We start from the raw sequence: 21,006 nt of genomic DNA, 5'->3' as shown, positions 1-21,006 counted from the left end.
GCCGAAAGGTCGCTCGTCAGCGGCCCTCCGCCGCCTCGATCAACGTCCGGGTGATCTCGTGCCGTGGGGAGCCGAGCACCACCGGTGTCGGGCCGGACTCCACCACCCTGCCGGCGTCGAGCACCACCACCTGGTCGGTCCACCCGGCCACGGCGGCCAGGTCGTGCGTGATCAGCACCACCGCGAGCCCGAGGTCGCGACGTAACTCGGCGAGCAACGCCAGCACCGTGCCGGCCGTCTGCACGTCGAGCGCCGATGTCACCTCGTCGCAGATCAGCACCCGGGGCCGGCAAGCAAGCGCCCGAGCGAGGTTGACCCGCTGGCGTTCCCCACCGGACAGTGCGCCCGGTCTCCGCGCGGCGACGCCGGCCGGCAGATGCACCCGGTCCAGCAACTCGTCCGCCGCTGCACGGGCCGTCTTTGGGTCAAGACCACACAACTGCCGCAGAGGACGTAGCAGGGCGTGACCGACGGTTTCTCTCGGGTTGAGAGCGCCAGCACTGTCCTGGGCAACCAGTTGCAAATCACGCCGCTGGTCCGGACTGCGCCGCCGGGTGGCGGCCGGCAGCAGCGCGCCGTCAAGACGTACCGCCCCATCGTAGGGGCGCAACCCGACCAGACACCGGGCGAGCGTCGACTTGCCCGCGCCCGACGGCCCGACGACGGCGATGCAGCCTCCAGCCGGTACGGCGAAATCCACCTCGGCGAGCGCTGCCCGGTGGCCGTGCCGGGCACCCAGCCGCCGCACCGCCAGCACCGGATCGGACGGCACGGCGATCGTGCCGGGCGCCGCTCGCGGCGGCGGCGCGGCGAGTACGCGGTCCGGATCACCCGTGACCGCCGGTCGACCCGCTTCCAGGACGATCAACTCGTCGCTGACCGCTCGGACAAGGTCCGGGTCGTGACTGATCAACAGGGTGGCCCGGTGACCGGTCAATGCGTTGATCAAATCCCGCACGCCGCGAGCCAGGACCGGATCCAGACCGGCGGTCGGTTCGTCGAGGACCAGCAGATCCGGATCGGCGGCCAAGGCGATGGCGAACGCGACACGTTGCGCCTGACCGCCGGAGATCTGATGCGGGTAGCGGCGCAGGAACTCACCGTCGGCGGGCAGCCATACGGTCTCCAGCAGCTGCGCCATGGTCGTGCCGCCTCGACTCCCGGTGCGCCTGCCGACGAGGGCAATAGCCTCATTGAGCTGGCTGGCGAGCCGACGAACCGGATTCAACGTGGCGGCGGCATCCTGCGGCAGGTAGGCGACATGACGACCGCGAACCGCTGCCGCGCCGGCCGGCGTGAAGGGGTCGCACCGGGCGACCCGCACGGCACCGGCGCGCCGGACCAGTCCCGGCCGGACGTGTCCCAGCAACGTCAGAGCCGTCGTGCTCTTGCCAGAGCCGGAACGCCCCATCATCGCCACGACCTGACCTGACGCGATCCGCAGGCACACGCCGTCGACAATGGTCGGACCACCTGCGACCGGACCGATGACGAGTCCGTCGATCTCCGCCAGTGGCGGAACCGCGCTCACCGGGCGGCCCACCGGGCGGTGACGTCGTCGGCGAGCAGGTTCACCGACACAGTGAAGATCACCAGCAGCAGCGCAGGAAGCAGCACCGGCCAGATCGTCAGGCTGATCCCGGACGCGTTCTCGCTGACCATCCGGCCCCAGTTCGGGGTCGGCGGGCCCGCCCCGAGACCCAGAAAGCCGGCGGTCGCAGTCAGGTGCACGGCGGCCGAGAACCGGATGCCAGCCTCGGCAAGCATGGTGCCGGCGATGTTCGGGACGACGTCGTGCCGGATGATCCGCCACCGACTGTCCCCTCGCGCCCGAGCGGTGTCGACGAATCCTTGCACCGCCACCTGCCGGGTCGCCGCGCGCACGACCCGCACGGAGAAGGGCAGGCTGACCAGCGCCACCCCGACGAGTACCGCGCTGTCGCTGCCCGGAAAGCCGGCAGCCAACACCAGCAGCACCAACAGGCCGGGAACGACCGCGACGACATCCACCACCCGGACCACTAGTTCACCGACTCGCCGGTCGACCAGCCCGGCGAACACGCCGAGCAACGACCCGCACAGGCTGGCCAGGGCTGTGGCGCCGACGGCGAGGAGCACCACGGCGCGGCCGCCGTGCAGCAGTCGGCTCAGCACGTCGCGGCCGACGGCGTCGGTGCCGGCTGGATGCGTACCGCTCGGGACGTCGAAGGGCAGCCCTACCGGGGCCGTCGGCGACCCAGTGGCCAGCAGCGGGCCGGCCAGCGCGACGAGAACCACGCCGACGGCCGCGATCCCGGCGAGCAGCAGCGTCACTCGGGCGTGGGCGACCCGACCGGCAGCCACCGCCGGCGCGACAACGCTCATGACCTGCCCCGCAACGTCGGGCTCAACGCCAGCTGCACGAGGTCACCGAGCAGCAGAATGACGAGCGCGGTGGCGCAGGTCGCCAACGCTAGCCCTTGAACCATCGGCACATCCCGGTTGGCGACCGCCTGCTGGAGTTCGTAGCCGATGCCGGGATAGTTGAACAGGGTTTCGACGACGACCGCGCCACCGATCAGGCCGGCGAACATCACCACGGTCACCTGCACGGCGGGCGCCACCGCGTTCGGCAGCACGTGTCGCACGGCGAGCTGCAGCCCGGTAACCCCACGCAGCCGGGCCGCTTCGACGTACGGTGCCGCCGCGATCTCCGCTACCGAGGCCCGTAGCAGCCGCGCGGCGGCCGCCAGCGCCGCGACCGACAGCGCGGCGACCGGCAATACCAGGATCCTGGGCTCGTCCCAGGGACGACCACCGAGCGGCACCAGCGAGACCTCGGGCAGCAGACCGAGGCCGGCGGCGAAAACCGCCACCAGCAATGCCGCGACGAGGAACTCGGGTATCCCGACCGCGACCAGGGCCGCGGTGCTGACCAGCCGATCCGTACGTCGGCCGGCCCGCATACCCGCGAGCAGGCCGATCACGACGGCCAGCGGTACCGCCATCGCCATCGCCAGGGTAGTCAGCAGCAGACTGTTCGGCAGCCGCTCCGCCAGCACCTCGGTGACCTCCCGGCGGCCGACGTACCCGGTGCCGAGATCGCCCTGTACCGCGGCACCGGCCCACTCGACGTACCGGCGCACCGGATGCGCGTCGAGGCCGAACTCCCGGCGCAGTTGCTCCCGGTCGGACATGGTGGCGTCGGTGCCGGCGACGGCACCGACCGCGTCGCCCGGCAGCACCTCGGTCACAGCGAAGATCAACACCGACAGCACGGCGAGGACCAGCACCGCGGCTGCGCTACGCCGGACGACGACAGCGGCGACTCGGACGAGGCTCACGCCAGGTAGGCATGCTCGAAGCTGCTGAACGGCTCGTCCCGCACACCGTACACAGTGGTGGCGTGACCGTTGATCGACGGTGCGAGAACCGGGATGACCTGGTTGCCTTCCTCCCAGATCAACCGCTGCGCCTGCACCGCCGCCTCCCGACGCTGGTCGGCGTCGACGGCCCCGCGGGCCTGTGCGACGAGTTCGTCGATGTCCGGCCGGTTGAAGCCGAAGGTGGACGGTGAGCCCGCCGTCCGGGTCGCGGCGTAGCTGGACAGCGGCGGCACCGGCGGGCTGTAACTGGCCGCGAACGGCAGCTGCACGTAGGCGGCGAAGTCGGAAAACAGCTGCCCGGTGGGCCGTTGGTCGAGGGTGGCGTCGATGCCGACCGCATTGAGGTTCTCGACGACGACCGTCGCCGTCTCGGCCATCCCGGCCACCTCGGGAGCGGTGGTGACGGCGACGGTGATCGCGCCGACACCCGCCTCGGCGAGCAGCGCCCTCGCCCGGTCCGGGTCGTACGGCCGCTGCTCGATCTCGTCGGCGTAGTCACCGAATCCGAGAGCGGGCAGGTCGTTGCCGACGAACGCCCGGCCGAAGAACACGTTGCGGACGATAGCCTCGCGGTCGATCGCGTACTTGACCGCCTGCCGGACCCGTACGTCGACGAACGGGGCGAAGGACAGGTTGAGTCCGAAGGACAGCGACGTGGCGTACGGCAGGTCAGACACGGCCACCGCGAACCGTTCATCGCGCTCTACGGTGCGGGCGGCCACCGGCCCGATGTCGCTGACGAAGTCGACCTGTCCGCCGGTGAGGGCGTTGACCCGGGCGGTGGCGTCGGGGATGGTCCGCAACTCCAGGCCGTCCAGGTACGGCCCGGCACCGAGAGCCAATCCGTAGTAGTCGTCGTGCCGGGCGAAGACGGCACCCTGCCCGGGCTCGAACTCGACCAGCTTGAACGGCCCGCAGGTCGGCATGTCGGCGGTGAACGCGGTGGTGCTGTCCTTGAAGACCAGGGTGCTCTGGCAGAGCACGAGCCGGCCATCGGCGATCGGCCGCAGTGTCGGCAGCACAAGGGTCGTATCGTCGGTGACGGTCGCAGCGGCTAGGTCGAAGTTCTGCGACGGCGGCTTGAGGAACGGCAACGAGCCGAGCGTGACCGGCGCGTTGAGGGAGTAAAGGACGTCGCGGGCGGTCAGGGTGGAGCCGTCGGTGAAGGTGACACCGGGGCGGACCTTCACGGTGTACGTGCGCAGATCGTCGCTGACGTCGATGCGCTCCAGGACGCCGTACCGGACGCCATGTTCCGCCGCCGGGTCGAGCACACCGAGCGCGCCGTGCATGCAGCGGGCCCGGACGTAGTCCAGACCCGTCGGTCCCAGCAGGAAGTTGAGCGTCTCAGCGGCTCCACCACCGACGAACGCGGCCCGCAGTGTGCCTCCGGATCTGGGTGTCGGTGTGCCGGCATCCGATGAGGTGGGCGCCGCGTCATCGTTCGAACAGGAAGCGAGGACGGGCACGCCTGCGACGGCGGCCAGCGACATCGCGCCGGCCCGCAGCAGCGTTCGCCGATCAAAAGTACGCGCCAAGGGATGCTCCTCGGGAAGGGTCGAGCATAGAAAGCGCGGGAAGGCCCGCACACCCGACAGCATTGCCGAGATGAAAACCATTGTCAACTAGGTGGGTGCCTCGCCCATCGAAGTGCGCCGGAGGGACAGAGTGCGACCACCTCCCGAAGCACGTCACTGTCTAGCAGATCAGCCACCCCGCCCCGCCACACCACGACACCGGCCGCCGCATCCTGGTCGAACAGGTCCGGAGCCAACCAGGCACAGTGCCCGGCACCAACACACCGACCGGGGTCCACCACGAGCTCATCCATCCGACTGACCGCAGCTCGCCCGGGCACAACAACCCGGCCGCATCTCGCAGCGGCCCCGTTCCCGTCGTCGATCCACCATCAGCACTCCTGTTCACACGACAGCCCGTGACCACAAACCGACCCACGGGCAACCAGTAGAAAATGGTTGCCATTTTAGTACGCCGTCGACCATCCCGAACAGGACCCACCACCGCCCAGCCCCGACAGCAGCCATTCGGAGGTGGTGACGGCCACATCGGAACGGGACTGTTCGGATCACCGCCGAGCTCAGCGAGGACCACCGGCCCCGACCCACCGATGGACTCCAACAACGCCGCACCGCCAACCTTGCCGGGGTCCGGTCCTGGATCGGGTCGACCAAGCAGATCCGAAAAGCAATCTCCACGAGGTAGGGAACGGCCGTCCACTGGCCGAGGTATACGACCGCATCGCCCGACGACTCCCGGCCATGGCAGCCAGACGGAGCCGGCGGTTGTCCCCGGCACGCTGATCGGCCCGGTCAGCAGTCCGCCCAGCGCCCGAACACGATTGTCAAGCTCAGTCTGGTGCTGTCGTCCAGGCTGATCGTGGGTAGTCGCGGTGGAATGCCAGGCCGTCCCACTCGCGGTCCAGGATTGCCAGAGCCTTCTTCGCGGCTGTTGCAGGCCGGCGATCTTGATCTGGGTCTGCCGGACGGCGCCGATCGCGTCCAGGGCGGTGTCCCACGCGGTGTACGCGTCAGCCAGCCTCGCGGCCGGCGACGTCGGGCCGCTGCGGCTGACGAAGATTGTGCTGGAGTCAGCCCCGCAAGGCGAGAACACCGACCACCTTGATGACGACCGTGCTGACCGCCGTCGGGCCGGTAAAAATCGACGCGCCCCCGGGACCGGGCGGGTTCGTTCGAGCCGACGACCGTACGCAAGCGCCAACACCGATTGTCTGGTGTGGAGGACCTGGTGCTGCCGCTGTCGGCAAAGGGTCAGACCACCGGCGAGTTCAGCGCCCACCTCTCCGACAGGCAGGGCTGGCCGCCATCGCGTAGACGGCGATTCCTCCCCCTGCGGAGGGTGGCTGGCGCGGGGTGCTCTGCGTCGCTGGCAGGAAGGCAGTAGTATCAGCGCATGCGCACTCAAAGTGCGCGTAGGTGCGGACTCGGACACGTCATTACCCCATGAACGCGTTTCGCGTTTCATGGCTGGTCGGCGGCTGACCGTTCGACCATTGTCGCGGGATCAGACCGGCGTCGTCGACGCCGGTAGGTGCCGCCTCCATCGCGGAGTTGATCTCCAACACCCAGGTCCTGCGGTCACAGACGATGGTCAGATTGTTCTCCCTCAGGAACGCCACAACCTCGTTGAGGCCATCAGCGGATTCAGCGGGTAGCGCCGAATGTGTCGGCCCGCGTACCCGCCCGTTCTCGCAGGTCATGCCGGCGAGCTGGTTCGCGAGGCTGTCGAGGAGATGGTCCTCGCGCACGTAGAGATTCTTCGGATGACCGCGTACCCGCTGCTGCGCGCTGGTGTGCCCATGGCGGCACCGGTACCCGGGACGGTCGTTGACCCAGTGCGCATCCATCCGCCGCCCGCACAACCCGCACCGCAGCAACCCCGCCAACAAGTAGATACGGACGCTGCCGTCCTCGGCCGCGCGCACAACGCGGACCGCCTGCGCGGCGACGAAGTCCTCCTCTCCGACCAGCGGCGGGTGAACGACCTTCTCCGAGATCACCCAGTCCCGCGCCTGGTTCCACCGGTGCACTTCCGCGTACCGCCGCTGACCATCGACCGCCTCGACCGGGTCCCGGTCGAGGCGCTGCCGGTTCCACACCTGCCGGCCGGTGTAGCGCGGGTTGGCCAGGATCGCCGCGACCGTCCGCAACGTCCACGCCTGCCCGCTGCGATGCGGGTTACGCTCCCGATCCACCCGCGACGGACACGGCACCCGCTGCTCGTTCAGCATCCGGGCGATACTGGCGACACTACGACCAGCGAGCCGCCGCGCGAAGATCCACTTCACATACGGCGCGGTGGCCGGGTCAGGCTCCAGCCGGTGCAGCCTTCTGCCCCATCGGGCGTGCGCCCGGTTCGGATGCGGACCCGCATCCACCAGCCGGTATCCGTACGGCGGCCGCCCACCCAGATACCGGCCCTGCTCCCGCACCTGGGCCCGCATCGCCACAGTGGTACGAAACCGGGCCCGCAGAACCTCACGCTTCGACTGGTACCCCAGCAGCATGACCACAGCCTGATGCGTCGGATCATCACAGTCCACGGGTCCGCCCAGTTCCGGCAGCCACAGCCGCACGCCATACCGCCGCAACAGCGGCGCCATCCGCACCAGTTGGTCGCCGTAGAACGCCCGCTCGTACTCCCCCACCACGATCGCGTCGAACCCACGATCCGGATCCTCGACCGCGGCCAGCAACGCGCCAGCCCGCGGCCGATCAACCCACACCCACCGCCGCGAGCAACCAACATCAAAGAACTCCGCCACCACGGCGCCGTGCCCGGCGATCAGATCCGTAGCGCAGTCCCACTGCCACCGCCGCGACGACTCCCGATCCTGAAAATCCACGGTCGAGACCCGGCCGTAGAACGCAAACCGGATGCCACCCACCGACGACGCCAGCGGCGGCGATCGACGGCCACGAGTTCGCGCCGCAGCCGTCTGCCCACGGTCAAGCCACCCCGCCAACACATCAACGCTGTCGAGACCCACAGCCGCCGCCATCCTGACCACCTCGCCGCGAACGAACATCCGACACACGGCGTCCGGACCTTCGGCACCGGCGCAGCTGGAGGCCGGGAGAGATGTCGGCACCCGCCGAAGGACCGGGCACCGAAGACATCGGGGATACACCGCCCAGATCATGCCGACCGCTCTGGATGACCCATCGATCGAACACCGTTGTTCGCGGACACCGTCCGACGAATCATGAGGTCGGACGCGACCGACGACGCGGACAACGGGTCCGCCAGAACCATCGACGCCCGCCATGTGCTCGCCGTCGACTGCAGTACAGGATCCCTGACCGTCCTGCTCGCAGCAATGCGGACTGCGGGACACCGGCATAGACCGGCCGCAGTGTCGCTCGACGTAGCCAGGTCCGACCCGGCACCGCATCCGATCACCCGGCTGCACGGCGATGCTGTGGCCCTACCTGCGCTGTCAGCTGACGTCCATGGTGTCGTAGTTGCAGCGTTCAACCAGCCGGTTCACCCGCTGTGCGATCTCGTCCGAGCCGAGGCCGAGGCGTTCGCACAGGTCACGGTGTGCGCCTACGAGCGGCTCACTGATCTCCTCCGGCGCAGTGCGGGTGATGTGGTAAGCGTCGCGGAGATGTCCGGACAGTTCGTCCCAGACGAGGATGGCCTCCTCCACCAGGTCAAGCGCGGTCGGTGTCGCGGGGTGGGCGCACAGGATCTCGACCTCGGCGGCCAACCGGTGACCGGCGGCCTCCACATCGGGGACCTGCCACCTACTCCCGGTGGTCGCCTTCGACGCGTCCCGGACAGCAGCGCGGAAGTCGGCCAGACCGGACTCGGCAGCAGTGTCGAGCATGCCGGCCTCGCCCAGCAACAGGGTGGCGAACAGCCGATCCCGAACAGCGAACCCCACCACCAGCTCCGCCAACCGGCCCGGCGCGAGCCGCCGCACCGCATCGAGGAACTCGGCGCGCTCGGGCTCCGCAGGAACGGCACCAGGTGGGGTCGCCGCGCCGGAAAAGGCGACGCCCGCGTCGAACGCGGTCAACGCCGTCGCGACCGCATGCCCGCACAGGTCATCCCCGATGACCCCGCAACCGCAATCGCCGGTGAAAACACCGTCGACAATGCCCACCCACGGCTGGAAAACGGCACCACCATCGCGTACCACCGCTTGGACACCACCCCCGGCCAGCTCCAACTCACCAACGCCGTCGTCGGTCAGCAGCCGTGCCGCAGCCTCACCCACAGCCGCAGGGATCGAATCACCAAACACCTCAACATCGATGCGGACCGCCACCGGCGTACACGCTACCGGCCAGGCCGCAGACGGGCAGCGCCGAGCCCGGCGGCAATTCCATCCTCGCCTCACCCGATTGTTAGTGAGGCTCACCGCCTCGAGTGGTGTTCCTCCGCCGTCTCGACAAGCCATCGGTCGCGCCCCAACTGCAATCGGGTTGCCCGCCACCACGGCGCTGCGTAGGTTCCTTGGCGTGTCGCTGCTCGCTAACCTCGCCGGCCCGGTGGATCCGTGAGCGGCCGTCTTCGAGAGATCGCGCGACACACGGTGACGATCACGGAGTCGGGCCGCTACCGCAACGACATCGGTGACGAGGTCGTCATCGCTGACGCGGTCCGCGCCGCAGTCTCCGGGACCCGGCACCACCTGCCCGATGAGAGAATCACTCTCGCGCACCGCCAAGCGGGTGCCCGCACGGTGGAGGTGACGGACGAGTCGACGCTGCTCGCGGCACGCCGTCTCGGCCCCGGAGCGGCGGCTCTGGTGTTCGCCTCGGCCAAGAACCCCGGCGGCGGGTTCCTCAGCGGCGCACAGGCGCAGGAGGAGAGCATCGCCCGCTCCTCAGCCCTGTACGCATGTCTGCGGGCCGCACCCGACTTCTACGCCTTCCACCGCGCTCAACGGGACCTGCGCTACAGCGACCGGGTCGTCTACTCCCCCGACGTGCCGGTGTTCCGCGACGACAACGGCAACCTGCTCGACCAGCCGTACACCACCTCGCTGCTGACCGCGGCCGCGCCGAACCTCGGCGCGATCGTACGCACCCAGCCCGAACACGCCGCCGACGTGCCAGCCGTACTCGCCCGGCGGGCACGGCGGATCCTCGAGGTCGCCGCCGCGCACGGGCATCGCGGCCTCGTGCTCGGCGCATGGGGGTGTGGGCTGTTCCGCAACGACCCCGCGACCGTAGCCGACGCGTTCACCCACGCCTTGAACGCGGTCGCTCACTTCGACCACGTCGTCTTCGCCATCCACGACAACCTGCCAGGAACACCGGTCCACACGGCGTTCGCCCAACGCTTCAGCCCCACCACCGACGAACGCACCAGCGGCGAACCTCGTGACTGACCACCGCCCGGTACGCCGGACACCACCGGCAATCCGCTTCCAGTTCCAGCTCCGCCCGCTGGACCAGGTACACCCCTGGGGTCGGGACAAACAGACGCTCCACTGGTTCGGACTCACCGAAGGCTGGTACTGGCTCGACCTCACCGGACACCAGCTGCTGCGCTACTCCGCCGAGACGGTACGCCGCCGGCAAGCCGACGGCCACGACGATCCACCGTACGCCGACTACTACATCGCACGGCTCTGGGAAGACCTGCTGCAGCTACTCCCTACCATTCTGGAACCGGTGCCCGCCGACCTGCTGCCCTTCATCGAAGCGGATGCCACGACCTGGACCACCCGAGACAACGAGTCCGATGCAGATACCACGGCCGAGGAGTGGTACGGCGACCACTACCTGGACTTCGGCTACCTGCGTAACGCCCCGAATGTTCGCTGCTGGCGCACCATCAGCACCGACGACACAGTGACAATCGACTGGTGGAACCAGCGACCTGAGGTGCCCCGAGGATTCCGGACAGGGAGCCAATAAGGTTACCCTGTTAGGAAAGTCGAGGGAAGAAGCGCGATGGCACGCATAAGCTCATACACCCCAGAGTTCCGTGAAGAAGCAGTGCAACTCGTTCTACAGTCGAACAAGCCAGTGTCGCAGGTTGCCCGGGAGATGGGTGCGGCTCTTCTGGAGTGAGGCGGTGATTGCCTATGGTCGCGGAGTGGTTGCGGGGAGTGGTCGCGGGGGTGTTTGGGTCGGTTGGAAGGTTGAAGGGCTCCTTCTCGTAGGTTGATGGGTGGTCTAGATCCACAACCGAAGAAGGAGCCCGGGTGTCAGGGTACGTGGTGGCGGGGGCGTTCGACCGGTCGCGGGAGTGTTTCGAGGAGTTGGTGGAGGGGTTGGCCGGCTCGGACAGTGACGGGTTGACGCACGCCGAGTTGGAGGACCGCCTCGCGGTGCGGGGTCGTGAGCTGCTGCGGTTGTTGTTGCAGGACCATGTGGATCTGCGGGCGGCGCGGGAGGTGCGCCGGGAACGGGTGGTCGGTGCCGATGAGGTGGTCCGTTCCCGGGTGGAGGTGGGGCATGGTCGGGGGCTGGGCACGGTGTTCGGTGCGGTGACGGTGACCAGGATGGCGTACCGGGCGTCGGGAGTGGCCAACCTGTATCCGGCGGACGCGGTGTTGAACCTGCCGGTGGAGAGGCATTCGCACGGGCTGCGCCGGTTGGCGGCGGTGGAGTCGGTACGGGGATCGTTCGACGACGCGGTCGCCGCGATCGACCGGTCGTGCGGGGTGGGTGTGGGGAAACGGCAGGTGCAGGAGTTGGCGGTGGCCGCCGCTGTGGACGTGGCCGCGTTCTACGACACCCGATCGCACCGGCCGGTCGGCGATGGCTGGCTGCTGGTGCTGTCGTTCGACGGTAAGGGTGTCGTGATGATCCCGTCCGCGTTACGGGACGCCACCGCGAAGGCCGCCGCCCGGACAGGCCGTAGGTTGACCACCCGGCTGTCGCCGGGAGAGAAACGTGGCCGTAAACGGATGGCGGAGTTGGCGGTGGTCTACGACGCGGCGCCGGTGCCGCGTACCCCGTCCGAGATCATCACCGGTGACGACGGCCGGCGTCGGCGGGGTCCGGTCGCCCAGGCCAGGTGGTTGACGGCGTCCGTGGTCGACGACATCGCCCCGGTCGTCGCCGCCGGGTTCGACGAGGCGTGTCGCCGTGACCCGCGGCAGGCGCGGACCTGGGTCGTGCTCGTTGACGGTAACCGTGCCCAGATCGACGCGGTCCGGGCCGAGGCGGACCGCCGCCAGGTGAAGGTCCACATCGTGCTGGACTTCGTCCACGTGCTCGAGTACGTGTGGAAAGCGGCGTGGGCGTTCTTCTACACCGGTGACCCCGCCGCCGAGGCGTGGGTCGGCGAGCAGGCGGTCAAGATCCTGTCCGGCAAGGCCGGGCAGGTCGCGGCCGGGATCCGTCGGCGGGCCACCCGGTACGGATACTCGGCCAGGGAACGCGCCGGCGCCGACGAGTGCGCCGACTACCTGACCCGCCACCAGCCCTACCTGGACTACCACACCGCGTTGGCTGCGGGGTGGCCGATCGCCACCGGCGTGATCGAGGGCGCCTGCCGGCATCTGGTCAAGGACCGCATGGACATCACCGGCGCCCGCTGGGGACTGGACACCGCCGAAGCCATCCTCAAGCTACGCGCCGTATCCGCCAACGGCGACTTCAACGCCTACTGGGCCTTCCACCTGCAACAAGAACACCAACGCATACACCAGAACAGATACCAGCAACAACGGGAGGGCTACACCCTCGCCGGATGACCAGCCATCACTCCAAAAGAGCCGCACCCCCGGGAGATCGACGTTCATCCGGAGACGCTGCGTTCCTGGGTCCGCCAGTACCGGCGGGAAAACAGCGGCGCCCAGAACAGCCCACAGATCGGCATCGACGAGCGCGCTCGACTGAAGGAACTCGAACGCCGCAACCGGGAACTCGAAATGGAGAACAGCTTCCTGAAAAAAGCCGCGGCGTACTTCGCGAAGGACCCTCGGTAACGAGCTTGTACGAGTTCATCGAGACGATGCGACTCGACACCGCGAAGTACGCCTACCCCGTCGACTTCATGTGCGAACAACTCGGCGTGTCCAGGTCCGGATACTACGAATGGCGAACCCGCCCCGACTCCGCGACCGCCACCCGCCGCGCCCACCTTCGATCGGCCATCGAGGAGGTGTTCGCCGCGTCTGACGGCACCTACGGGCATCGACGTGTCCACGCGCAACTGCGGCGCCAGGGCGTGTCCGCCGGGCCGGAACTCGTCCGCCAGCTGATGCGCGAGCTCGGGCTCGTGCCGTGCCAGCCCCGCCCGAGGCGGTGGGGACTCACCCAGTCGTCGTCCGGCACGGTGCCTGACCTCGTCGGCCGGGAGTTCACCGCCGACGCGCCTGGGGAGAAGCTCGTCGGCGACATCACGTACATCCCGACCGGCGAGGGGTGGCTGTATCTGGCGACCGTCATCGACTGCTGCACGAAGGAAGTCATCGGGTACGCGATGGACGACCACTACCAGACGCCGTTGATCTCCCGCGCCATCCGTAACGCCGCCCGGAATCGCGAACTCAGGAAGAACGCCATCTTTCATTCGGACCGGGGCAGCAACTACATGTCGGACGACTACGGCAGAACGCTTCGGGATCTGAGGTTGCGGCGATCCGCTGGCCGGACCGGAATTTGTTTCGACAATGCGATGGCGGAATCGTTCTTCGGTGCACTGAAGAACGAACGCGTGTCGCGTGTGAAGTATCCCACGCGTGAGGCGGCACGTCGGGACGTTACTGCCTACATCGAATTCTGGTACAATCGTCAGCGTCTGCATTCAGCGGTGGGCTACCGACCTCCCCGGGAAGTCCACGCAGAGTTCGAGAACCTTCAAATCGCGGCGTGAAAGAACCGGCCGAACCACTGTCCGGAAAACGCGAGGCCCCTCAACCCGACCCGAACGACGACATCATCTTCACCGGCCCAGCACGCGGACGTACGGCTTTCTGCACTCAGCAGCTCACCGACGCGGTGCGCGACCTGGATCACCAACTGATGGCCGCCATGGACAAACGGGTCAGTGAGCTTGAGGGACGCGGTTCACCGCCCGGCGTCGAACTGGACCTGGTCGCGCTGCGCAACGAGCACCGCGAGCGCATGACCTGGCTCACCCACGCCCTGGACCGGACGCCAGCGACTGACTGGGCAGCAACCCGAGCAGGCGCGGCCAGGCTACGAAACCGGCCGACCTGACCGCAGCCGCCGCGCACCTCGTCAGCCCACCGGGACGGCACTCACTTCCGCTGCTGCGCGGACAGCGGCGGACCCGTGCCCTGACTCCGCAGGTAGGCGGCGACATCATCGGGCACGCTGATACTCAGCTTCAGTCACCTCCTCCCACCGCTGAGGGCCCGAAGGCCACACCCTGCAATGCGTTCTCGCTACGTGAGCACCAGTTCCTCGCGAAGAACGATCATGGAGTTGGAGATCAACTCCAGCCTCGGACACAAGTTTTCCGCAGCTATGCGCAGGTTCACGTGTTCGTGTTCAAACGTCTTTGAACACTCCATCTACCCTGTCTCGTCTCGATCGCTGATCACCGGCTGCGGGCGCGGGTGGCGTGGTACTACCTCGTTCGTGCCGCCGGTAATCCCCAAGGTGGCCCCGGGCTGCGGTGTCAGCACCGGCCCGGTTGTTCGGGCCCGAAGGCCGCTTCCCGTACCGGCATTGGCAGCCGGGTCCCCACGAGAGTCGGACACCGCGTACGCGTTGAGCGCGGTGGACAAGAGCAGCCGGGTCGCCGATCGCAGCATCGTCCGGGTGCTCGGCTGGATGCCGGGCACTCGGCTGGATGCCGGGCACTCGGCTGGATGCCGGGCACTCGGCTGGACATCCGCGAGAAGGCCGGCATCATCGTGGACCGCCCGGCAGCCGACGCTGTCCACTTCATCGACGATCGCGGCCATCTGCGCCTGCCGTTGGCGGTGCGTCGGTGGTGCCGCCTGACCGCCGGCGACCGCTTGCTGCTCACCGCCAACCGTGGCAGCGGTGTGCTGGTGGCGTATCCCCTCGCGGTGCTCGACCGGCTACTCGCCGATGTTCACGCCGCCGTCGAAGGAGGTAAGGCGTCGTGAGTCGGAGCGTCGCGGGGCGGCCGGAGTTGGAGGCGGCCCGGCTGTTGCTGGAGCGGATGGGCATCGCCCCGTCCGACCTGTTGGAGGTACGGCCGACCCGTCCACCGGCCCCGACATTCGCCGAGTACGTGCCGGTCGTGGCCGCCGCAGTGTCGCCAGGTACCCGGCGTGCGTACGGCTCGTACTGGAACCGCGTCGTACAGGCATGGGGCGACCGGCGCATCGACGAACCTCGCCCCTCCGAAATCGAACAGCTACGCGTCAGGTGCAGGCCAACGTGGTGGCCCGACGCAACAACCGGGGCGGCCGATCCGCCGCCGAGCACTTGGTGGCCGCGCTACGCTGCCTGTACCGACGGGCCGTGGCGGACGGGTACCTGGATGCGGCCGACAACCCGGCGCTGAAGGTCGACAAGCCGCGCCGGCTACCGAGTACCCGACGCACGATCGGAGACGCACGCCTGGCCCAGATCAACGAGGTGGCGGCCAGCACCGGCGATGACCCGGCTCTGGACGCTCTGGTGATCCGGCTGCACACCGAGACGGCCTGCCGCCGCGGCGGGGCGCTGGGGCTACGCCTGAAGGACCTGGACACCGACCAGTGTCTGATCTTCTTGCGGGAGAAGGGCGGCACCTCCCGCAGGTAGACCAGACAGTTGTCCGGATCGAGGTCTCGCTCGGACCATGCACCGAGCCGCCCGGGTCAGCTTTACCCCGCACGCGTTGAGGCCGCCCTTGGCATGTGTCGTGAACGTCGGCGATCGACCGGGCGAGGAGTACATCCGATCGATCGACTCGATCTCGAAGCTCACATGCCGGGCCAGGACTTCAGCAACAGAGCGCGGTAGCGTCATCGACAGGCTCCGGTCGGACGGGGGCCAGCAGGCTGTGCCCGGCCGTCAACGGCCTTCTACGGTCATCTGTACCGAGGACGTACCGAGGAACAGCGCCGCAAACTTCACCCGAAAAGTGCCAACGCACCGAGGAATCGCTGCAGCTGCCATCTACTCGGTCTGGGGACAGCCCGATTCGGGCGGTGCGAGTGGAATTACCTCGCATGGCTGTCCACGCCATCGGAAAGGCCGGCACAGATGACCGTCGCGCGGACCAACTTCGAGCAACTGTACAAACAGATCTACCAGCCGGGCCGTACGCCCGAACGACCCGTGCCATGGGACATCGGCGCGGCGCAGCCGGAGGTCGTCGCGCTGGCCGAGGCGAGCGCGTTCCGTGGCTCGGTGCTCGACGTCGGGTGCGGCCTCGGTGAGAACTCGATCGCCCTGGCGGCCCGGGGCCTGCAGGTCACCGGCGTGGACGGGCGCGCCGTCGGCGATCCGGAAGGCGACCGCCCGGGCCGCCTCGCACGGTGTCGCGGTCACCTTCGCGGTGGCGGACGCGACGGTGCTGGACGGGTACGACAACCAGTTCGACACGATCCTCGACAGCGGGCTCTACCACTACCGGGCCGCGTACGTCGCCGCGATCGCCCGCGCCGGACGGCCGGGCGCCCGGTTGCACCTGATCGCCTTCGCCGACGAACTGCCCGACGGTACGCCCGGGCGGATCACCGAGGAGAAGCTGCGGTCGCACATCGTCGCCCCCTGGGTGATCGACGAGCTGAACCGGTTGAAGTACAAGACCGCGCTGAGCCGGGAGCAGCTGCGCCGCACCGTTCCCGCGTCGTCCGGCGAGGCGGGCCCGGATGTGTTCGACCGACTCGACGCGGATGAGAAGGGCCGGGCGTACATCGTGGCCTGGTATTTGATCGCGCACCTGCCGGGCGGCGCGGCGTAACACCGGCCGGCGCCCATCCGGGCCACGGGTCCGGATGGGCGCCGACCCGCCTCAGCAAGAGTCCTCCTCACCACCCGAAGAACTCCCGATACAGGTCCACCTGGCATTCGAGCATGTGGATGCCGTGGTGCACGGCCAGCCCGCGATCGGCGGCCGCCCGTAGCAACGGCGTCACGCGTGGCTCCATGATGATGTCGGCCACCACCGTCCCTGCCGCCACGAGGTGCGGATCCAGCGGCAGCGGATCCTCCTCGCGCAGCCCGAGCGGCGTGGCGTTCACGACCAGGCCGGCGGCCGTCACGTCGGCCGGCCCGGCCACCCGCGCCCGGCCGGGAAAGTGCCGTTCGAGGCGGGCCACCAGCTCGGCCGTACGGGCGGCGTCGACGTCGTGGATCGCCACCGCGCGGGCGCCCGCGCCGAGCACCGCGGCCGCCACGGCGCAACCGGCCCCGCCCGCGCCCGCCATCCACACGGCCACGTCCTCGACGGTGTGACCGGCGTTCTCCAGGCCCCGGACGAATCCGACGCCGTCGAAGTTGTCGCCTGTCCACCGGCCGTCGGCATCCCGCCGTACGACGTTGGCCGCGCCGATCCGCGACGCCGCCGGGCTGAGCCGGTCGGCCAGGTCGGCCATCGCCGTCTTGTGCGGCACGGTCACGAACAGCCCCTCGAGGTTGATGATGTCGCGCAGGCCGCGGAACACCTCCGGCAGCGCGGCCGCGCGCACGTGGACGGGTACGACGACCGCCCGCCGCCCGCTCGCGGCAAGCAGGGGGTTCAGCAGACCGGGCGCCCGGACCTGTCGCACCGGGTCGCCGAGTACCGCGTACAGCCGGGTCTCGCCGTCGATGACCGGGACGTCAGGCATCGCCGGCGCCGAGGTGCAGCAGCGCACGGGCGGCGAGGACATAGCCGTACGCGCCGAGGCCCACGACGACGCCGGAGGCCAGCGGCGCGATCACCGACTCGTGACGGAACTGCTCGCGCGCCCAGACGTTGCTGAGGTGCACCTCGATCCAGGGCCGCAGGTAGGCGGCGAGGGCATCGCGCAGCCCCCACCCGGCCATCATCAGCGCGCCGGGGTTGACGATCGCGCCGACGGTGTCGTGCCGGTTGCGGTGGATGGCCCCGATCAGCTCGCCCTCGCCGTCGTGCTGGACCGGCCGCACCTCCCACCCGGCCGGGGCGATCTCGGCCGCCACCGCCTTCTCGATGTCGGCCAGGGTGTCGGTGCCGTAGATCTCCGGCTCGCGCTCGCCGAGAATGCCGAGGTTGGGGCCGTTGAGAAGCAGGAGAACGCTCATCCGGTCATCGTCGCCGCGGCGGTCCCGGCGCCGCCATCATCAGATGTCGCAGTTCTGACGAGCCCGGCAACGGGCCGGCGGCTACTCGGTCCGGGGATGCCGCGCGGCGCGCCTGGCGGGTGGAATGGTGGGATGACGGTCGAGGTCGCGCTGGTCGGAGCCGGGCCGATCGCCCGCATCCACCTGGACGCGTGGGCGCGGGTGGGCGCCGAGGTCCGGGTGTACGCCGACGACGGCCGGGCGGCCGCGCTGGCCGCGGAGTTCGGGGCTCGGGCGGCCGGTTCGCTGGATGAGGCGCTGGACGGCGCCGGGCTGGTGGACATCTGCACACCGACCGGCACCCACCCGCCGATCGCGCTGTCGGCCATCGCGGCCGGGGTCGGCGTGGTCTGCGAGAAGCCGCTGGCGGCCACCACGGCCGAGGCGGAGGCGATCGCCGAGGCGGCCAAGCGGGCCGGGGTGCCGCTCTATCCGGCACACGGTACGCGGTACCTGGCCCCCTATGCCCGGCTGCACGAGCTGGTGGCGGCGGGTGCGCTCGGCTCGCCGACGGCCGGGCGGTTCGGGGTGACGGCGTACCACCCGACGGCGTGGACGGGCGAGGCGAGCGCCGAGTCGGGCGGGATCCTGACCGACCAGATGCTGCACGGGCTCGACATCGCGTCGTGGATTCTCGGCGACGTGATTCGGGTGTACGCCTGCTACCGCGGTCACGTCGCGGCGCCGGCGCCCGCCGGGGCGGTGGCGGCAGGTACCGCCGTGCTGACCCACGCGGGCGGGGCGGTCAGCCACGTGACGGGCGGGTGGGCGGCTCCGCCGATCCCGGTGCACCGCACCTTCCACGTCGTGGGCACCGGGGGCTCGGCCTCCTACGATTCGGCGCTACCGCAGGAACTCCGGGTGACCGCCGGAGCGGCGGCGGGCGTGCCCCGGCACGTCGGCGAGTCGCCGTTCGTGGCCGAGATCCGCGAGTTCGCGACGGCCTTCGCGGGCGGACCGCCGCCACGGGTCACCGCACGGGACGCGGTCGCGGCGGTACGCCTGGCCGAGGCGGCCGCGGAATCGGCCCGGACCGGGCAGGCCGTCGAACTGCGAGTGCCGGAGGTTGTCCGATGAGGATCGCGATCCTCGCCGGCTCCGAAAGGTACACCCGATGGCTGCGCGACGCGCCCGGCGTCGAGCTGGTCACCGGCGGGGCGGACGCTGTGGTGGTCGGCGGCGAGCTTGCCGCGCGCCGGGATCTGGTCGAGCGGGCTGCCGCGGCCGGTGCCCACGTTCTGTGCGAGCCGCCCCTGGCCCCGACCGAGGTGGACGCCGAGCGCATGATCGAGGCCTGCTCGCGGGCGGGGGTCGGCCTCACCATGGCGCTCCCGATCCGGTTCGGCCCGGCGTTCGCCGCCCTGCGCCGTACGATCGCGGACGGCGAGCTCGGCCGGCTCCTCACCGTCGGCGGTACGGTCGACGGGCCCGGCCCCGATGCCGCGGCCGCCCTGATCGACCTGGTCGACGTGCTGCTCGACGGCGAACCGGCGAAGGACGTGTACGCCCAGGCCTCCCCCGGACCGTCCGTGCTGACGGTGCGCTATCCGAGCGGGGTGGTCGCCACCTTCGGCTGCGGCTGGGACACGACGGCGATGGAGTTCACCGGCGAGCGGGCGACGGTGCGCTTCGACCCGTTCCCCCGTCTGCTCGACGTGCGCGGGCCCGAGCGGGCGAACGCGGACGCCGCCATGCTGGAAGCCTTCGTCGCCGGTGTCCGCAATGGATGGACGACCGGCCCGGACGGCGAAACCGCCCTGCGCAGCCTGCGAATCGTCCGGGCGGCGCAGCAGTCCATCCGCAACGCCCGGCCCGAGGCGGTGAACTAACCTCCCCCAGTCAGTGGGAGAATTAGGTCATCGAGGCCGGTAAGGGAAAGATGCACCTGGCCTGCAAGGATGTGAGTGTCGAAGTCATATCCATAGCAGAAACGGGTGCACCTTTCCGGTGAGTAAGAGTACGGGATGGGCCACACGGTTGCGGGTGGCCGTGGGCGGCAAGGGTCTGGTCGGGCACGCGGGCGCGGTGTTGCTGCGGCAGTGCGCGGACCGGACCGGTCTGACCTCGGCGTTGAACAAGGTCCTGCCGCGCGGGAGCGGGCCGGGGTGGTGGGACCGGGGCACGGTGCTGGTCTGTCTGGCGACCGCGATCGTGCTCGGCGCGACGAGCATGTCCGATATCGGGCTGTTGGCGCATCAGGCCCTGGTGTTCGCGGATCCGCCGTCGGAATCGACCGTCCGCCGCGCTCTGGCCGGGCTGGACGAGACAGCGTTACGCCGGATCGCCACCGCGCGGGCGAAGGTCCGCGCCCGGGTATGGGACCTCCTCGCCCGCCGGCCGCAGGGATTTCCGTGGCTGACCGTGGCCGGGAAACCGTTGACCGGGTGGGTGGTCATCGACATGGACGCCACGTTGATCACCGCGCACAGTGACAAGCAGGGCGCGGCCGCCACCTTCAAGAAGGGCTACGGACACCACCCCCTCGGGGCGTGGTGCGCCAACACCGCGGAAAGTCTGGCCATGCTGCTGCGCCCCGGCAACGCCGGATCGAACACGGTCAGCGACCACACTGCGCCACGAGGCGCTCTGTCATATCCCCAGCACAGTTGGGAAGAATTCGAAGGGAAATTCTTGGGTCCAATGGCTCACCTGGATCTGAAAAGTGAAGGGAACCGTAGCATGCCAGGAAATCACCGCTCGTGTTCAGACGCATGAAACGAGGCGACGAGGGACCCGCGCGTCATGGTTAAAGCTGGATTGCCTGAACCCCAATTCCCGGTAGGTGAAGCGGCTGACTCCCGCCGGAAAGGCGTCTGCAACCGGCGTCACGCTCTGCGTCGACATGATGTGGTGGTCGGCGCAACCTTCGGAGCGTGGAACGGCTCCCAGCGAGGGAGATCAAGGGAATGAGTGGGGAACCTAAAACGCGCTATTACGTATGACAGGGA

General features: G+C 69.3%; 21 protein-coding genes and 2 pseudogenes. 14 read left to right on the top strand and 9 right to left on the bottom strand.

Going from position 1 to position 21,006, the window contains the following annotated elements:
- Positions 1 to 16: 16 nt before the first annotated feature.
- The 5 genes from EDC02_RS07690 to EDC02_RS42705 form a co-directional block, all read right to left on the bottom strand.
- On the bottom strand, positions 17 to 1,531 hold the full coding sequence (locus EDC02_RS07690; RefSeq protein ID WP_199757533.1) for an ABC transporter ATP-binding protein: 1,515 nt from the start codon (positions 1,529 to 1,531) through the stop codon (positions 17 to 19).
- Complete coding sequence (locus tag EDC02_RS07685; protein WP_123601350.1) at positions 1,528 to 2,364, bottom strand: ABC transporter permease; 837 nt, start codon at positions 2,362 to 2,364, stop codon at positions 1,528 to 1,530. The genes EDC02_RS07690 and EDC02_RS07685 overlap by 4 nt, the downstream gene beginning before the upstream one ends.
- On the bottom strand, positions 2,361 to 3,323 hold the full coding sequence (locus tag EDC02_RS07680) for an ABC transporter permease (RefSeq protein WP_199757532.1): 963 nt from the start codon (positions 3,321 to 3,323) through the stop codon (positions 2,361 to 2,363). Before EDC02_RS07680 ends, EDC02_RS07685 begins: the two co-directional genes overlap by 4 nt.
- On the bottom strand, positions 3,320 to 4,903 hold the full coding sequence (locus EDC02_RS07675) for an ABC transporter substrate-binding protein (protein WP_123601349.1): 1,584 nt from the start codon (positions 4,901 to 4,903) through the stop codon (positions 3,320 to 3,322). The genes EDC02_RS07680 and EDC02_RS07675 overlap by 4 nt, the downstream gene beginning before the upstream one ends.
- Positions 4,904 to 4,986: 83 nt before the next feature.
- Entirely contained in the window at positions 4,987 to 5,196 is a 210-nt protein-coding gene (locus EDC02_RS42705) for a ferredoxin (RefSeq protein WP_123601348.1), read from the bottom strand.
- A gap of 817 nt (positions 5,197 to 6,013) precedes the next feature.
- On the opposite strand from EDC02_RS42705, the pseudogene EDC02_RS41390 reads away from it, so the two are divergent.
- Positions 6,014 to 6,200: pseudogene (locus EDC02_RS41390) on the top strand (transposase); the annotation flags it as partial.
- Positions 6,201 to 6,339: 139 nt separating this feature from the next.
- On the opposite strand, the gene EDC02_RS07660 reads toward EDC02_RS41390, so the two are convergent.
- Together EDC02_RS07660 and EDC02_RS41385 are read right to left on the bottom strand one after the other, a co-directional pair.
- Positions 6,340 to 7,749 (bottom strand): recombinase family protein, encoded by a 1,410-nt coding sequence (locus EDC02_RS07660; RefSeq protein ID WP_233605792.1) that lies wholly within the window; start codon positions 7,747 to 7,749, stop codon positions 6,340 to 6,342.
- Positions 7,750 to 8,343: 594 nt separating this feature from the next.
- Positions 8,344 to 9,129, bottom strand: a complete 786-nt coding sequence (locus EDC02_RS41385; protein WP_233605791.1) for a hypothetical protein — start codon at positions 9,127 to 9,129, stop codon at positions 8,344 to 8,346.
- Between the two features lie 282 nt (positions 9,130 to 9,411).
- Between EDC02_RS41385 and EDC02_RS07650 the strand changes: the two genes are divergently transcribed.
- The 10 genes and pseudogenes from EDC02_RS07650 to EDC02_RS07605 all read left to right on the top strand — a co-directional run bounded on the left by EDC02_RS07650 (position 9,412) and on the right by EDC02_RS07605 (position 16,715).
- A complete protein-coding gene (locus tag EDC02_RS07650; RefSeq protein WP_123601346.1) occupies positions 9,412 to 10,248 on the top strand; it encodes a TIGR02452 family protein in 837 nt (278 codons plus the stop codon).
- On the top strand, positions 10,241 to 10,780 hold the full coding sequence (locus tag EDC02_RS07645; protein WP_123601345.1) for a DUF5984 family protein: 540 nt from the start codon (positions 10,241 to 10,243) through the stop codon (positions 10,778 to 10,780). Before EDC02_RS07650 ends, EDC02_RS07645 begins: the two co-directional genes overlap by 8 nt.
- A 36-nt stretch (positions 10,781 to 10,816) precedes the next feature.
- Positions 10,817 to 10,936, top strand: coding sequence for a transposase (locus EDC02_RS42700; protein ID WP_123601344.1), 120 nt, complete (start codon positions 10,817 to 10,819; stop codon positions 10,934 to 10,936).
- A gap of 146 nt (positions 10,937 to 11,082) precedes the next feature.
- Positions 11,083 to 12,570, top strand: a complete 1,488-nt coding sequence (locus EDC02_RS07635) for an ISKra4 family transposase (protein WP_370461507.1) — start codon at positions 11,083 to 11,085, stop codon at positions 12,568 to 12,570.
- A 6-nt stretch (positions 12,571 to 12,576) separates the two neighbouring features.
- On the top strand, positions 12,577 to 12,804 hold the full coding sequence (locus EDC02_RS42695) for a transposase (protein WP_199757817.1): 228 nt from the start codon (positions 12,577 to 12,579) through the stop codon (positions 12,802 to 12,804).
- Positions 12,780 to 13,694 (top strand): annotated as a pseudogene (locus tag EDC02_RS07630) (IS3 family transposase); the annotation flags it as partial. The gene EDC02_RS42695 and the pseudogene EDC02_RS07630, both read left to right, overlap by 25 nt.
- Positions 13,691 to 14,041 (top strand): DUF5984 family protein, encoded by a 351-nt coding sequence (locus EDC02_RS07625; protein WP_123601342.1) that lies wholly within the window; start codon positions 13,691 to 13,693, stop codon positions 14,039 to 14,041. The pseudogene EDC02_RS07630 and the gene EDC02_RS07625, both read left to right, overlap by 4 nt.
- Positions 14,042 to 14,658: 617 nt before the next feature.
- Positions 14,659 to 14,922, top strand: a complete 264-nt coding sequence (locus EDC02_RS07620; protein ID WP_123601341.1) for an AbrB/MazE/SpoVT family DNA-binding domain-containing protein — start codon at positions 14,659 to 14,661, stop codon at positions 14,920 to 14,922.
- A gap of 265 nt (positions 14,923 to 15,187) precedes the next feature.
- Positions 15,188 to 15,568 carry a hypothetical protein gene (locus EDC02_RS41380; RefSeq protein WP_233605790.1) on the top strand — a complete coding sequence of 127 codons (381 nt, stop codon included), beginning with the start codon at positions 15,188 to 15,190 and terminating at the stop codon, positions 15,566 to 15,568.
- A gap of 616 nt (positions 15,569 to 16,184) precedes the next feature.
- Positions 16,185 to 16,715 (top strand): class I SAM-dependent methyltransferase, encoded by a 531-nt coding sequence (locus EDC02_RS07605; RefSeq protein WP_233605789.1) that lies wholly within the window; start codon positions 16,185 to 16,187, stop codon positions 16,713 to 16,715.
- 67 nt (positions 16,716 to 16,782) lie between these two features.
- Here EDC02_RS07605 and EDC02_RS07600 read toward each other — a convergent pair whose 3' ends face one another.
- Complete coding sequence (locus EDC02_RS07600) at positions 16,783 to 17,583, bottom strand: shikimate dehydrogenase (RefSeq protein ID WP_123604592.1); 801 nt, start codon at positions 17,581 to 17,583, stop codon at positions 16,783 to 16,785.
- Positions 17,576 to 18,019 (bottom strand): type II 3-dehydroquinate dehydratase, encoded by a 444-nt coding sequence (locus EDC02_RS07595; protein ID WP_123601339.1) that lies wholly within the window; start codon positions 18,017 to 18,019, stop codon positions 17,576 to 17,578. The genes EDC02_RS07600 and EDC02_RS07595 overlap by 8 nt, the downstream gene beginning before the upstream one ends.
- 132 nt (positions 18,020 to 18,151) lie before the next feature.
- Between EDC02_RS07595 and EDC02_RS07590 the strand changes: the two genes are divergently transcribed.
- From EDC02_RS07590 to EDC02_RS07580, 3 genes are all read left to right on the top strand, one after another.
- On the top strand, positions 18,152 to 19,135 hold the full coding sequence (locus tag EDC02_RS07590; protein ID WP_123601338.1) for a Gfo/Idh/MocA family protein: 984 nt from the start codon (positions 18,152 to 18,154) through the stop codon (positions 19,133 to 19,135).
- On the top strand, positions 19,132 to 19,887 hold the full coding sequence (locus EDC02_RS07585) for a Gfo/Idh/MocA family protein (RefSeq protein WP_123601337.1): 756 nt from the start codon (positions 19,132 to 19,134) through the stop codon (positions 19,885 to 19,887). The genes EDC02_RS07590 and EDC02_RS07585 overlap by 4 nt, the downstream gene beginning before the upstream one ends.
- Before the next feature lie 154 nt (positions 19,888 to 20,041).
- Positions 20,042 to 20,773: a transposase gene (locus EDC02_RS07580; protein WP_233606310.1), complete on the top strand. Its 732-nt coding sequence runs from the start codon at positions 20,042 to 20,044 to the stop codon at positions 20,771 to 20,773.
- Positions 20,774 to 21,006: the final 233 nt, after the last annotated feature.

This window comes from Micromonospora sp. Llam0, assembly GCF_003751085.1.
Classification (GTDB): Bacteria; Actinomycetota; Actinomycetes; order Mycobacteriales; family Micromonosporaceae; genus Micromonospora_E.
This window is presented reverse-complemented; position numbering and strand designations above follow the sequence as displayed.

What these genes read in the sequence shown, in the direction of transcription:
- EDC02_RS07685 (WP_123601350.1), bottom strand. Translation starts at nt 2,364, where the DNA reads ATGAGCGTTGTCGCGCCGGCGGTGGCTGCCGGTCGGGTCGCCCACGCC.
- EDC02_RS42705 (WP_123601348.1), bottom strand. Translation starts at nt 5,196, where the DNA reads ATGGATGAGCTCGTGGTGGACCCCGGTCGGTGTGTTGGTGCCGGGCAC.
- EDC02_RS42700 (WP_123601344.1), top strand. Translation starts at nt 10,817, where the DNA reads ATGGCACGCATAAGCTCATACACCCCAGAGTTCCGTGAAGAAGCAGTG.
- EDC02_RS07620 (WP_123601341.1), top strand. Translation starts at nt 14,659, where the DNA reads ATGCCGGGCACTCGGCTGGACATCCGCGAGAAGGCCGGCATCATCGTG.
- EDC02_RS07600 (WP_123604592.1), bottom strand. Translation starts at nt 17,583, where the DNA reads ATGCCTGACGTCCCGGTCATCGACGGCGAGACCCGGCTGTACGCGGTA.
- EDC02_RS07595 (WP_123601339.1), bottom strand. Translation starts at nt 18,019, where the DNA reads ATGAGCGTTCTCCTGCTTCTCAACGGCCCCAACCTCGGCATTCTCGGC.
- EDC02_RS07590 (WP_123601338.1), top strand. Translation starts at nt 18,152, where the DNA reads ATGACGGTCGAGGTCGCGCTGGTCGGAGCCGGGCCGATCGCCCGCATC.
- EDC02_RS07585 (WP_123601337.1), top strand. Translation starts at nt 19,132, where the DNA reads ATGAGGATCGCGATCCTCGCCGGCTCCGAAAGGTACACCCGATGGCTG.